This is a genomic window from Mitsuokella jalaludinii (assembly GCF_928722185.1).
In the GTDB taxonomy this organism is placed as follows: domain Bacteria; phylum Bacillota; class Negativicutes; order Selenomonadales; family Selenomonadaceae; genus Mitsuokella; species Mitsuokella jalaludinii.
In genome coordinates this window covers 506,545-520,231 of sequence record NZ_CAKMXA010000001.1, presented here as the reverse complement: position 1 = coordinate 520,231, position 13,687 = coordinate 506,545, and the positions used below count along the sequence as shown (strand labels likewise).

At 57.2% G+C, this 13,687-nt stretch carries 11 protein-coding genes; 10 read left to right on the top strand and 1 reads right to left on the bottom strand.

The features are described 5' to 3' along the window. Positions 1-428: 428 nt before the first annotated feature. The 8 genes from QDI87_RS02380 (at position 429) to QDI87_RS02345 (ending at position 9,368) form a co-directional block, all read left to right on the top strand. Positions 429-581 (top strand): hypothetical protein, encoded by a 153-nt coding sequence (locus QDI87_RS02380; RefSeq protein ID WP_155948045.1) that lies wholly within the window; start codon positions 429-431, stop codon positions 579-581. 174 nt (positions 582-755) lie between these two features. Next, the gene (locus tag QDI87_RS02375; protein ID WP_051652159.1) at positions 756-1,217 is read left to right on the top strand and encodes a YadA C-terminal domain-containing protein; all 462 of its coding nucleotides are present in this window, start codon (positions 756-758) and stop codon (positions 1,215-1,217) included. 26 nt (positions 1,218-1,243) lie between these two features. After that, on the top strand, positions 1,244-1,465 hold the full coding sequence (locus tag QDI87_RS02370; RefSeq protein ID WP_036375080.1) for a helix-turn-helix domain-containing protein: 222 nt from the start codon (positions 1,244-1,246) through the stop codon (positions 1,463-1,465). Between the two features lie 471 nt (positions 1,466-1,936). After that, positions 1,937-2,185 carry a helix-turn-helix domain-containing protein gene (locus QDI87_RS02365; protein WP_081828392.1) on the top strand — a complete coding sequence of 83 codons (249 nt, stop codon included), beginning with the start codon at positions 1,937-1,939 and terminating at the stop codon, positions 2,183-2,185. 45 nt (positions 2,186-2,230) lie between these two features. Next, positions 2,231-3,106 (top strand): MerR family transcriptional regulator, encoded by an 876-nt coding sequence (locus QDI87_RS02360; protein ID WP_278742126.1) that lies wholly within the window; start codon positions 2,231-2,233, stop codon positions 3,104-3,106. 188 nt (positions 3,107-3,294) lie between these two features. Next, the gene (locus QDI87_RS02355) at positions 3,295-3,672 is read left to right on the top strand and encodes an ESPR domain-containing protein (protein ID WP_278742125.1); all 378 of its coding nucleotides are present in this window, start codon (positions 3,295-3,297) and stop codon (positions 3,670-3,672) included. Between the two features lie 42 nt (positions 3,673-3,714). Further along, complete coding sequence (locus QDI87_RS02350) at positions 3,715-7,320, top strand: YadA-like family protein (RefSeq protein WP_278742124.1); 3,606 nt, start codon at positions 3,715-3,717, stop codon at positions 7,318-7,320. Between the two features lie 197 nt (positions 7,321-7,517). Further along, complete coding sequence (locus QDI87_RS02345; protein ID WP_278742123.1) at positions 7,518-9,368, top strand: alpha/beta hydrolase-fold protein; 1,851 nt, start codon at positions 7,518-7,520, stop codon at positions 9,366-9,368. A 65-nt stretch (positions 9,369-9,433) separates the two neighbouring features. Here QDI87_RS02345 and QDI87_RS02340 read toward each other — a convergent pair whose 3' ends face one another. After that, entirely contained in the window at positions 9,434-10,369 is a 936-nt protein-coding gene (locus tag QDI87_RS02340) for a LysR family transcriptional regulator (protein WP_278742122.1), read from the bottom strand. Between the two features lie 173 nt (positions 10,370-10,542). Here QDI87_RS02340 and QDI87_RS02335 point away from each other — a divergent pair, with 173 nt between their 5' ends. Beyond that, the gene (locus QDI87_RS02335; protein WP_278742121.1) at positions 10,543-12,066 is read left to right on the top strand and encodes a UxaA family hydrolase; all 1,524 of its coding nucleotides are present in this window, start codon (positions 10,543-10,545) and stop codon (positions 12,064-12,066) included. A 195-nt stretch (positions 12,067-12,261) separates the two neighbouring features. Next, the gene (locus tag QDI87_RS02330; RefSeq protein ID WP_278742120.1) at positions 12,262-13,587 is read left to right on the top strand and encodes a purple acid phosphatase family protein; all 1,326 of its coding nucleotides are present in this window, start codon (positions 12,262-12,264) and stop codon (positions 13,585-13,587) included. The last annotated feature ends 100 nt before the right edge of the window (positions 13,588-13,687 follow it).

Genomic DNA, 13,687 nt, shown 5'->3' with positions numbered 1-13,687 from the left:
CTATGCCTCTTGATTTTTTATGCATTCGTTGTTCACCGTTGCGCTCTGTCAGAAAGCCAGCCCGTTATCCCTGGCAATCTTGCGGACTTCTTCGAGTGAGAGGCTGGTAGAATCGGTGATGACGCTTACAGGTAAGTGATGGCCTGACGGATAGCCGTCCTGAGTTCGAGCCCGTTTTGCAGGCTATCGCGGACCTTCTGGACGAAGATGCTGTAGCTCTTGATGTTGTTGATGATGCATTCTCTTTGCCGAAATCGTATGCTATAATAAAAGAATCGGGAGCATGCTTGCTCCCGATGGCCACCAACGGTAGGCGGTTGTCCTCTCTATCAGATTACTTTGATGTTTGACGATGGAGGGATTTTTGTACGCCCTCCACAGCGGACTGTTGCTTTGCGGCAGATCTCAACTGGAAGGAGGGGATGCGCATGAACGAAGGAACGCTCTATGGCATTGTCATGAATGTCCTCGGATTTGCGATTGCTTGCTTTTCTCTGGGCTACGCTCTCGGGAAAGACAGAAGCACAAAAAATGACCGCCAAGCTCACAACTATACGGTCATCTTTTTGATCAACAGTTGAGGACAACCGTCTACGGTGGCCTCTTTTTCTATGTCTATTATAGCACGGCGGAAAGGTACGCGCAAGCTCTCCAACCGTCGACAGTGAATTCTAACTCAATTGGCCATTCTGGGCGTGGTTAGATGCATGTGATTTGAATCCATAATCAAGGAAAACAATACCGTCGGCCAGAACTTGTCCGCGCTGGACACTGGCCTCAAGACGACGAGCCGCCTCATCGAGAACGACATCAGCCGTGCGGCGGCGGGCAGCAATGCCCTGGCGGCGCTGCATCCGATACAGGAATTCGATCCGGACGACAAAGCGCAGTTCGCGCTTGGCTACGGCCATTACCGCAATTCGAATGCAGGCGCGGTTGGCGCGTTCTACCAGCCGGATGAGAACAGCCTGTTCTGCTTCGGCGTTTCGTTCGGCAATGGCGATGTGGGCCTCAATGCGGGCGTGACCGTCAAGTTCGGCCCGGGCGGCTCGGACCACCATGCTCTGACGAAGACGCAGATGGCCAAAGTCATCGACGCACAGTCGAAGGGGACCGACGAGCTCAAGAAGGACAATGCCGACAAGGATAAGCGCATCGATGCTCTCGAGCAGAAGATGACGGAAATCCTTGCCAAGCTCGACAAGAGTCAGGGCTGATGGCTGGAAAGGAGAAGACATCGCAGATGACAAGGAATGTCGCCGTGTGGTCCAAGCGGCTGCGAGAACTCCGCCAGGCCAACAATCTGTCGCAGACAGATGTGGCGAAGGTCCTCCGCTGCAGTCAGGTCGCGTGCGGCATGTACGAACTTGGCAAGCGCCGAATCTCGGTTGATAACCTCGTGAAGCTGGCAAGGTACTACCATGTATCGCTCGACTACCTGGCCGGACTCCAAGATCAGGGCTGATTGACATCACGCTTCCATAGGATGAACAGAAGGCCGTGTGGCAAATGACACACGGCCTTCTTAGTGTCTTGTTTTATAACAATGTGCTATACAATCTGTAATCGCAATTTCATAATATCACACACCTGCAAGATAAATATATCCTTTTTCTGTGTGATCTATCTCATTTTTCCTGCAAGACAGCAGAATAGTGGTATGTATTCAAGGGAAGTCGTAGTACAATACAAACAGAAGGAAGAACTTCTCTTGTATATTGGCAAATATATGGATTGTATTTCTGAATCTGTAAAATCAAAATGCATATTGACCATAATCTTATGATATAGGTTATAATAAAACTAAACGTGCATTAGCCATATGGCAGATGCATGTATGAGAACAGTCCCGTTATTTTTAGAAAGGAATGTCATTGTCATGGATGTACAGGTTACAACCGCAAAGTGCACAAATGTACACGGGGGGGGCGTCGCGATGGGGGAATGTCAGCCTAAGGCGGATGGAGCCGCCCTGCGTCATACGCCTAGTATCTGGGCAAAGAATCTAAAAGATCTGCGTGAGCGCAATAACTTATCCCAGGCGGATGTCGCCAAGGTCCTGCACTGCAGTCAGGTCGCCTATGGCATGTATGAGCTCGGCAAGCGCAAGCTGCCGATAGAGCGGCTCATCATACTGGCGAAGTATTATCATGTATCGTTGGATTACCTGGTTGGGCTTGCATGATGAGACTGTGGCAGCCGAGATGACAGCATTCGCGGAGGGATAATCATGAAGAACAACAAGATCACAATCGGCCAGATGGCCAAGTTGAATCATACGACATTGGCGACACTGCGGCTCTATGATGAGAAAGGACTGCTGAAGCCGATAGAGGTCAATCCGAAGAGCAACTACCGCATCTACGATGTCAGGCAGAGCATGGTGTTCCACATGATCCAGCACAACAAGGATCTAGGCCTGAGCCTCAAGGAGATTGCGGCTATCCTGGATCACTCCAGTGCCGACTTCCTAGTGCATACGTATAGCCAGAAGGTCGTTGAGCTGGACCGGAAGATGCGTGAGCTGCAATGGCAGAAAAGAGAGCTCCAGAAGGTCCTTCGCTGGAATGACTATTTCACACACCGGCCGCCCAAGGACACCTTGACGATTGGGTACGTGCCGTCATCCCATGTCTACATGAAGAAGGCGGTGCGCAATTACTTCCAGGAGGATTTCGGCAGCGTCGTCTACGATCTCTCGTGCATGGAAGGAGAATTGCACAAGAAGAAAATTCGCGGCGTCTATCCGTACAATGCCTTCCTGACGGTGAAACAGGAGGATTTCCTCGCGGGGCGCTGCCGGGCAGATCGGATTGGCATGATCGTCCCCGATGACAGCACGGAGAAAGTAAAGACGGAGACGTACGAGAGCAGTACGTGTGCCTGTGTCTATTTCGAAGATTTTGAGCAGGCCCCGGCCTACATGGAGAAGCTCCTGGCCTACTGCCAGCAAGAGAACTGCACGCTGCTCGGCGATGTCACCTGCCAGATCATTGGCCTCATTGATTCGCAGGATTTCCACAAGACCGCCGAAGTCCTGCGCTTCCAGGTCCCCATCCAAAGAGATGACAACAGCGCTCCCTCAGCAGGCACTACCGCCGCCTGACTGCTCACAGCATGCGACATCACCATGCCGCATGCTTTTTTATTTGCAGTAATAACATAGTGATATACAATAATTATCTATAGGAATATTGTAGAAAACAATGTAGAGATTGACCGTGCAGTAACAACAGGTCGTATCCTGAAGATGTCTTTAATCTATAAATTAATGATAGTGGAGGGGAAGACCGAATGAATCGAATCTACAAAGTCATCTACAGCAAGGCACAGCAGTGTTACATCGTCGTGTCCGAACTCGCTAAGCGGAACCACAAGAGCAGTCAACCGTCTATCGACCACAGCACCCCAGCCCTGGCCCGTGTCATCGCCATGGCCCTCACCGCCGGTGCCCTAACGTGGGGAAGCACGCCAGGCATCAGCTGGGCCGCGGATAAGGATATTGTCAAAGGTGATGGTGTTGAGATTAAGTATGATATCAGTCCGACTAATGATGGGACAAATATCGCTGTCGGCAAAAATGCTAAAGTCTTTATCGGTGGTGGCACCCAGGAATCCATGCTTTCGTTTGGAGAAAAAGCAGACCCCACTATGTGGCATGGCTTAGTCTAGACGGGCTGGAATATTCACTCGAATGAACATGCTAAAAAGAATTTGCCCGAGGCTATTGCAATAGGAACGAATTCGTATGCCCGCACAGGCTCCATCGAAATCGGTGCTCATACACTGGCAGAAAATAAGATTTCCATCGGCGATACCACAGCAGACCAACTGCGTCAGTTTGGTGTAGCCTCCACCACACTGGGGACCAATTCCTATACCGGCGGCGGATTTGCTACGACCATTGGCAGCTATAATGTACAGACTAATCAGTATGAAGCGGCCGATCTTTCTGATGCGGGCAATGCTACAAAAAATGCCTTTGCTACAGTTATCGGCACCTTCAATTCCAATGAATCCATGACAGGAAGCAGCAGCAGCGGCGTCGCCAATATGATTTCCGGTACGGCCAACAAAGTGACCAACAGCAATGGGGCCATCGTTATGGGCGCAGGCAATAGCGTCAAGGACTCCATCGCTTCATTTGATACGTCTGCTTACAGTTCGTTGTTCAAATCTGCTACTGATATGCAGAAAGCTTTGATGGAGGGCGTTGCCAAAAGTGCAGGCGGTGCTACCCTGGTCATCGGCGGTGGCAACAGCGCTGAAAAGACCCAGAATTCACAAATCATGGGCGTGGGGAACTCCATGAAATCGACGACTTACAAGAAAGTACAGTACAACTATCTGGATGGGTTCAACAGTTCCATTACCGATGCCAGCCATGTAAAGGTGCTGGGACAGAGTGTCACGATCAATAAGGGGGCTGATTCCAATACGGTCATCGGCGATTATCGCACCGTAGCAGAAGGCCAGACCCATAACGTGATTATCGGCAATGCCGACGAAACGGCGCCCATCACAACTTCAAATAAAGACACTGTCATCCTCGGTCATAATGCCAATGCCACGGTGGACGGCGGTGCAGCCATCGGTGCTGGTTCTGTAGCTTCTGTTGATAAGAAGGCAGTCGGTTATGATCCGTCTGGAACTGACCACAGTGGAGATACCACTGGCACCTGGAAATCGACGGCAGCTGCTGTTTCTGTAGGGAACAAGGAAAAGAATCTGACCCGGCAGATTACCAATGTGGCAGCCGGTACGGAAGATACGGATGCTGTAAACGTGGCCCAGCTGAAACAGGCCCGGACCAAATATTACAGCGTCAATGAAAAAACACCGAATGTGTTTGGGGATGCGGCCAAAGAATATGCCCAGTACCTTAACGACGATAACAAAGGGGCCAAGGAATTCGCCGGTCTGGCATCCGGGTACATGACCTATGCGGGCGGCATTGCCTCCACTGTAACCGGGTCCTTCTCCGGCATCATGAATGAGGTAGCTCAGCCGGGCAGCAATGATTTCCGCGGTGCAGCAGCCCTTTCCTATGGTACGTTCAACCTTAACGATAACACCAGCGCTTCCCAGCCCTTCAGCGGCGTCGCCAACAGCATCGTAGGGCAGGCTAACGTGACCACCGATTCCAACGCGGCTATGGTCTACGGCGCCGGGAACAGCGTCACCAATTCCTACCGGGCCATCGACGTTCAAAAAGCCAGTGCCATCATGCAGGGCCTGAAGGACCCGAAGCAGCTGAACGAGGCCCTGAAGGCAGCCGTTCCCACCAGCGGGGCCCAGGTCATGGTCATGGGTGGCGGCAACACTGTGGATAAAGCTTACATGACCCAGGTTGTGGGCGTGGGCAACACGGTGACCGGCAGCGACAAGGAATACGCAGAAGGGACCTCCACCCAGCTGAACTACGTGGATGGCTTCTACAATAAAGTGGAAAACGGCAAGAACGATTATGTGATCGGTTCCCATAATACTCTCACCGGCAGCAGCGTGGATACGAACAAATCCAATCTGGTGCTGGGCGACAACCACAAACTGACCGACCGGAAGAACAACGTAATCCTGGGTTCTGCCGATGACGAACTGACCACCTCTGCTTCCGACGCCGTTCTCATCGGCCACAATGCCGACGTGAAAGTGGATGGTGGCGTGGCCCTGGGCAGCGGGTCCGTGGCTGTTACGGATAAAGGCGTGGAAGGCTATGATCCTCTGAAGAAGGGTGCCAGCGAATCGGATGACAAGGCCTGGAAATCCTCCTGGGCAGCGATTTCTGTAGGCGATGGGACCCATACCCGCCAGATCACGGGCGTGGCGGCCGGGTTTGCGGATACCGACGCCGTGAACGTGGCTCAGTTGAAGCGTGTGGCCAGCCTGCCCGTCCACATCTACAGCGGTGGCAAGATGAGCAGTGGCAGCTACACGGCCGGCAGCTCTGTAGCCAATCCGACCATCAGCAGCCTGCAGTTTGACTTCGGCGACGGCCTGAAAGCAAATGAAGTGGACGCAGAAGGAGGCAAACGCGTCCTGGTATCCCTGGATAAGGATGCCCTGAAGGGCGACCCTGATTTCAAGGGGGATAAAGGCGACAAGGGTGACACCGGCGCCAAAGGTGATAAGGGCGATAAAGGTGACACCGGTGCAACCGGCGCTCAGGGCGAACAAGGACCCAAGGGCGAGAAGGGTGACACCGGCGCCCAGGGCGAACAAGGACCCAAGGGCGAGAAGGGTGACACCGGCGCCCAGGGCGAACAAGGACCCAAGGGCGACAAGGGTGACACCGGCGCTCAGGGCGAACAAGGACCCAAGGGCGAGAAGGGTGACACCGGCGCCCAGGGCGAACAAGGACCCAAGGGCGACAAGGGTGACACCGGCGCTCAGGGCGAACAAGGACCCAAGGGCGACAAGGGTGACACCGGCGCTCAGGGCGAACAAGGACCCAAGGGCGACAAGGGTGACACCGGCGCTCAGGGTGAACAAGGTCCGAAAGGCGACAAGGGCGATAAAGGCGACACCGGTGCTCCCGGCAAGGATGGTAAGGACGGCAAAGATGGCGGCGTAGGCACCGTTGTTGGCGACGACACCAACATCACCGTGGCCAACACCGAAACCGATGCTACCAAACCGGCCAACTATAAGGTTTCCCTGAATAAGGCCATCACCGTGGATAAGGTGACCGCAGGCGATACCACGATTTCCAGCAATGGTGTCTCCATTGCCGGTGGTCCGTCCATGACCAAGGACGGCATTGATGCGGCAGGCAAGAAGATTACCAATGTCGCAGCCGGTACGGCGACGACGGATGCGGTCAATTATGGCCAGTTGAAAGGTGTGGAATCCAAGGTCGACAGCAATACGCAGAATATCTACCACATGGACAACCGAATTTCTAATTTGGATAACCGCGTCAACAAAGTCGGTGCCGGTGCGGCGGCTCTGGCGGCGCTGCATCCTCTTGATTTCGACCCGGATGACAAGTGGGACTTCGCTGTTGGTTACGGCAACTACCGCGATGCCAACAGTGCGGCTGTCGGCGTGTTCTACCGCCCGGATGAGGACACGATGTTCAGCCTCGGCACGAATTTCGGCAATGGCGAGAACATGATCAATGCAGGCGTCAGCTTCAAGTTCGGCCCGAAGGGCAAATCCCAGATCCGCCCGGGCTCCACGCAGGAGATCACGGAGCTGCGCGCAACCGTCGCCCGTCAGGACAATCAGCTCAAGAAGCAGGACAGCGAGATCAAGGAACTCAAGGCCATGGTCCAGCAGCTCCTCGCCGCGCAGGACAAGAAGACTGCAACCAAATAATATCGCATAGCTCGCCGCAAGCGGGTACCGCAATATAATACAAGGGTGCGCTCAAGAAAGTTACTTTCTTGAGCGCACCCTTTGCTTATCCTGTTGAGTGCCGTACGGATTCTAATGGATCCCCTCTTTTTTGTCTGGCCGGAAAGGTGTAAAATGCGGACAAGGTTTCGTGTTTTGTTGGAATTGAGGGTTTGTGTATGAATCGGAAAACCAGGGCAATCCTTTCGTTGGCGGTGATGCTCTCTTTGGGCACGGCGGCTCCCGTCTGGGCGGCAGATGTGCCGCCTGCACCGCAAGTGCAGCAGCAGAAGCCAGACTTTGTCACGACGGCCGACCAGGCCATCCGGGATGTTCGGACGGTGGGCTTTGTCGATACGGATGGCTCGAAGCTCAAGGCCATCGTGCTCTCGTATGACCGGCCGATACCGGCTGCGGCGGTCGATGCGAGCACGTTTGCCATTGAGGACTATGGCATGACGCTTCGCGAGCAGGATCTGACGCAGGGCACGTCGCCCGGCGCGCTCAAACGGGTCTATGTCAATGATGTGCCGGACACGGATGCGGCGGGCGGCAAGGCGTCCGGCTCGTATGTGATCCTGGAGGTCAACACGGACTACCAGACGGGCCGCTTCCCGCGCTCGTACGCCATCACGATGTACGCGGGTGTGACGCAGCAGAAGGCAATCCGGACGGCAGAGGGCATCATCCTGCCTTCGGATCAGGCGATCACGAATTACACGAAGGAGACGTATGTCGGCTACGATCCGCAGACGGGGAAGAGCCGCCCGCCGGAATCGTACAATTACGCGAAGGAAGGGGCTTACCAGATCAAGGGGATCGAGGGGTATCAACTGCACACCATCGAGAACGGCACGGCATTCCACGCCACGCACTGCTTTGATGAGGCGAATGGCAAGTACTGGGACTTTGACCTCCCGTATGCGCTCTACGTCCCCGCGGACTACAGCCCGCAGAAGAACTACGGACTTGTCCTGCACATCCACGATGCCGGCTCGATGAGCTCGGATCCGCGCCTGACGCTGACGGAGTCGCAGGCGGCCGCCAACTACGCTTCGGCGTCGTTCCAGGCGCTCGCCAAGAAGAACGGCCTCGACGGGGTCATCGTCGTCTGCCCGGCTATCGCCGAGTTCTATCCGATGGATGCGGCCAACCCGCATTACAACCTCCGCATGGCACGCGACAACTGGACGCTGAGCTGCGCGGAGCCTGCGATCTGGGAGCTGATGGACGCGATCACGCAGCAGTACGCGATCGATCCGGACCGGATTTACGGCAGCGGCCAGTCCATGGGCGGCATGACGGTCATGGCGATGGCGGCGCAGCGCGACAATTACTTTGCGGCGCTGCTGCCCATGAGCTGCAAATGGGGCAACAACTTCAACAAGGAGTATCCGTTCAACGGCACGTCGTACTACAGCATGCCGGCTGACGGGAAACTCGTCTGGCAGAAGGACAGCGACGGCCAGCCGGTGGATTACCGCAACTGGTTCTACATGGTGTCGGACGACAACATCCTCTATCTCAATACGGCGCAGGAGAATACGGAGTACCGCGTGCTCTACGATGACCTCGCGGGCGCTCAGGTCCCGCGCCGGGATCTCGTCCTCGATGATAAGACGACGGCGTCCAAGCGCGATGCCTCCATCCGCCGCCTCGTGTCGGAGCCAAATGAGACGGGCATCTACCAGGCGGTGCTCACGGGCAATGTCAGCCATATGTCGGCCTGGTTCTACGGTCACGGTACGCCGGCCTGCTACGACTGGATGCTGAAGCAGACACGCCAGACGGAGATGGCGCGCCCGAAGCTGCCGTTGAACCGCCCGTTCGCGCTGGCTGATTCGCAGAAGAAGACGGCGGACCACATCTACTCGGTAGACCGCCAGGATCCGTCGAAGGTGGTCTATTACCCCACGGGCAAGCGCGGGGCCGGCACGGAGGGCTACAACTCCGGCGTGACGGCGCTCGGCTCTGCTGCCAGCCTGCCGCCGGGCTGGACGCCTGATGATCCTGCGCCGAAGGCAAAGTGACGGCAACGTAAAAAATCGCATCGCCATCTGGATGGACCATCTGGAGGCGATGCGATTTTTTTGTGTCAGATTGTGTTGGCCTGGTGCATGAGGCTGATGAACTGCTGGACGGCTTCTGACGTGTAGCGCTTGGGGTTCGTCAGGGCGTAGAAGCTGCGCCGGCTTTCGGGGGCGGCGAGGCGGTAGAATGAGAGGCGGCTGTTCTTGTGGGCGATGAGGCGGTCGCTCAGGAAGGTGGCGGCGAAGCCTGCTTCGGCGAGGCGGTAGGCGGTGGCCATCTGGGAGAGCTCCATCTTGACCGCGGGCTCGATGCCTGCCCGGTGGAAGAAGCGCATGGCGCGGTCGTGCAGGTTGTTGCCGCTGCGCAGCAGGATGAAGGGCTCTGCGGCAAAGTCCGTGAGGTCGACGCTCGGGCAGCCGGGGTCGAGGTGCCGCCCGGCGAGGATGTCTGCTGCCGTCAGGCGCTCGCGCTGCGCGTGGCGGGGACCGTCCCCGGGGATGGCCAGCAGGATGGTGTCGGTGAAGGCGGGCGTGCTCGCGAAGTTCTTTATGACGCAGTCGTCACAGCTGAAGGTCAGGTCAATCTCGCCCTGCTCCAGCATGTGGGCCATCGCGTGGGAACTGCCTTCGAGCAGGTTCAGGCGGATCTGCGGGAAGGCCTGGTTGAACGCGGTGAGGATACGGGGCAGGATGTAGGCGTTGATGAAGTGGCTGCTGCCGATCGTGATCTCGCCGCGCTTCAGCTCGCGGATGTCATCGAGCTGATGGCGAAGGTCCTGTTCGAGCGCCCGCGTCCGCTCGATGGCCCGGAGGTAGACGCGCCCGGCGGTGGTCAGGCTGATAGGGCGCGTGCTGCGGTCGAAGATGGGCATGCCGATCTTGTCTTCGAGCTTGCCGATCGCGATGCTCAGGGCCGGCTGGGTGATGAAGAGTGCCTGCGCGGCCTTGGAAAAGCTCTTCTGCTTGTAGACTTCATAGACGTAGCGCATGTCCTGCTGCATGGGGATTCCTTCTTTCTTCTGGCGTCTGTCTTGGATATCTCGTGCCTATTATTATATCAGATTTATCCTGATGTAAAATCTATAAATTGGAATAAATAGGGGAAATGCGGTATGCTTTGGGTAATGACGAAAGACGAAGACTTTGGATTCACGGAATCGAGGAGAGCGGAGGAATGAAGATGGAACAGAGCATCAATGCATTGCTGATGGACGAACACGATAATGTCGTGACGTGTGTCAAGGAAGTGAAGCGCGGACAGAGCGTCGCCTATCAGGACGGCGCAGCGCTCCGGACGCTCGTGGCGGAGGAGGATATCCCGTACTGCCACAAGATTGCGCTGACGGATCTCGCGGAGGGCGAGGACATCATCAAGTACGGCGAGAGCCTCGGCAAACTCGTCGCTCCCGTCAAGAAAGGCCACTGGGTCAATGATCAGAACTTGAAGAGCGTGCCGCGCGACTATGAGAGCGAGCTTGCAGGCGATGACTTCGTGATGCAGGCCAAGCAGTCAGCCGGCGCGCCGGACCTCGCGCCGTTCTCGTTCTGGGGTTACCGCCGCGCGGAGGGACGTCCGGGCGTGCGCAACCACGTCCTGATCCTGCCGACGTGCGCCTGCGGCAGTGAGTGCTGCCGCATCGTCGCGAGCCAGGTGCGCGGCGCGGTCAACATCGTCTTCAACACGGGCTGCTCGGATGTGGCGGCCAATACGGCCATGAGCCAGAAGGTGCTGACGGGCTTTGCCTGCAACCCGAATGTCTACGGCGTCGTCATCATCGGTCTCGGCTGTGAGACGGTTCCGCATGCGGCGCTGCGCGAGAAGATCCAGAAGATGACGAGCAAGCCTGTCGCTTCGTTCGGCATCCAGGAGGAGGGCGGCACGCTCAAGACGATCGAGAAGGCCGTGCGCGCCGCGCGCGATATGGCGCAGCAGGCCGGCATGCAGCAGAAGGAGCTGTTCCCCGCGTCGGAACTCCTGCTCGGCATCGAGTGCGGCGGCTCGGATGCGACGTCGGGCATCGCCTGCAATCCGGCTGTCGGCGAGCTCAGCGACATCCTCGTCGACATGGGCGCTTCTGCCATGATGAGCGAGTCCATCGAGTGGATCGGCGGCGAGCACATCCTCGCCAAGCGCGCGGCGACGCCTGAGATCCAGCGCCAGATCATCCGCGTCTGCGAGGCGTATGAGGCGCATCTCGGTGCGGCAGGCCAGGACTGCCGCGCCGGCCAGCCGACGCCTGGCAACAAGGCGGGCGGCCTCTCGACGCTTGACGAGAAGAGCCTCGGCTGCATCCGCAAGGGCGGCATGCGCCCGATTGTCGAGGTCCTCGAGCAGGCGGAGCGCCCGACGAAGCGCGGCGCGCTCGTCATGGACACGGCGGGCTACGACATCTCGTCGGTGACCTCGATGGCTGCGGCTGGCTGCCAGGTCATCATCTTCACGACGGGCCGCGGCACACCGACGGGCAATGCCATCGTGCCGGTGCTCAAGGTCACGGCCAATGCGCGCACCTACCGCTGCATGGAAGACAACATGGACGCCGACCTCAGCGCCATCGTGCGCGGCGAGAAGACCTACCAGCAGGCAGGCCGTGAGCTCGTCGATGCGATTGCTGCCACGGCCAACGGCCGCCTGACGAAAGCCGAGGCCTTCGGCTTCTCGGACATCGCGGTCGACCATGTCTGCCGCTACGTCTGAGCACCCCCTAAATTAAGACTGCTATTCATGCTTTTTCCGTATGACAGCTGCTTTGAGATAAGCATTTCTCACAGCGGCTGTCTTTTTGTATAATCAGGATAAGAAGACGGTTTCTCAGATAAAATTGAGGGAAATCCGCTATCATGAATGTAACAGATTAATAGATTGATGGAATCCAGAAAGGACACGCAGATCATGGATAAGGATAGAGAAAGCAAGAATGAAAGAGCGGCGGGGCCGAAGCTGTCGCGGCGCAAATTCCTCGCCATCTGTGCGGGGGCTGTGGTGCTGGCAGGCGGCGGCTGGGCGCTCTCGCGCACGGAGCTGGCGGGACGGCTGGCCAAGCACGCGCTCGGTGCAGCGCAGGGAAGGCCCGTCCTGCGCGATCTGCGCCAGGTCATCGCGTCGGACAATGCCCATGCGCGCACGATCATGTGGCAGGCGGATGTGAAATGGACAGATGCGGTCGTCGAGTACCGCCTGAAGGGCGCGGAGGCCATCGAGTCGAGCCCGGCTGCACGCGAGTCGTTCACGGACGACGGCGTGACGGTCGAGCTTTACACGGCAAGGCTCTGCGGACTGGAGGCGGGTCAGCCGTATGAATACCGCATCAAGGCGGACGGCCAGTGTGATGACTGGCATGCGCTGCAGACGGATGACGGCGGCGCATTCTCGGCGCTGATTTTCCCGGACTCGCAGTCGAATGACTACACGGACTGGAAGCACCTCGCGCAGGGGGCGGCAGAGCGCAATGAAGGCGCGGATTTCTTCATCAACATGGGCGACCTCGTCGACAACGGCGAGGACCACCGCCAGTGGGATGCGTGGTTCGACGCGGTCGCGGGCATCATCGACCGCATCCCCGTGGCCCCCTTGATGGGCAATCACGAGACTTACAACGAGGACTGGAAGGTCCGCGAGCCTGTGGCGTACCTGCACGAATTCGCACTGCCTGCAAACGGCAGCGAGGAGTTTGCGGGACGCTACTACTCGTTCGACTACGGCCCGGCACACTTCATCGTGCTCGACACGCAGACGGACGAGGCAGCTGACTTTCACCAGGGCCTCCTCGAGGCGCAACAGGCTTGGTTCCGCGAGGATGTCAAAAAGACCGACAAGACGTGGAAGATCGTGCTGATGCACAAGGACCCGCTGCAGTACCGCATCACGAACCGGCCGGACCGCCAGGAGGGTTTCTCAGACGAGGGGCGTGCCTGGATGCCGCTCTTTGACGAGGCGGGCATCGATGTCGTCTTCTCGGCGCACCTGCATACGTACCGCAACCGCGGCCATATCAAGAACTTCCAGCGTGATGCAAGCGGGTCGCTCTACATCCTGACGGGCGTCGCGGGCAATGTGCGCTATCCGGGGCTCTGGGTCGACCATGCGCTCGACAAGACCGTGGCGCCGCAGCCGGAGACGGACAACTATTTGACGCTCTGTGTCAAGGATGCGGGTGTGGAGATTGCCTGCTTCCTGCCCGATGGCACGGAGATCGACCACGAGACCCTGCAGAAATAAGGCAAGCCGAAACAAGAGCATTCGATAGTATGTGTGATAAATCCCATATCCACCAGACTGTCTGCATGATAAAATAAAAGTAATATGAGACAGAATGACA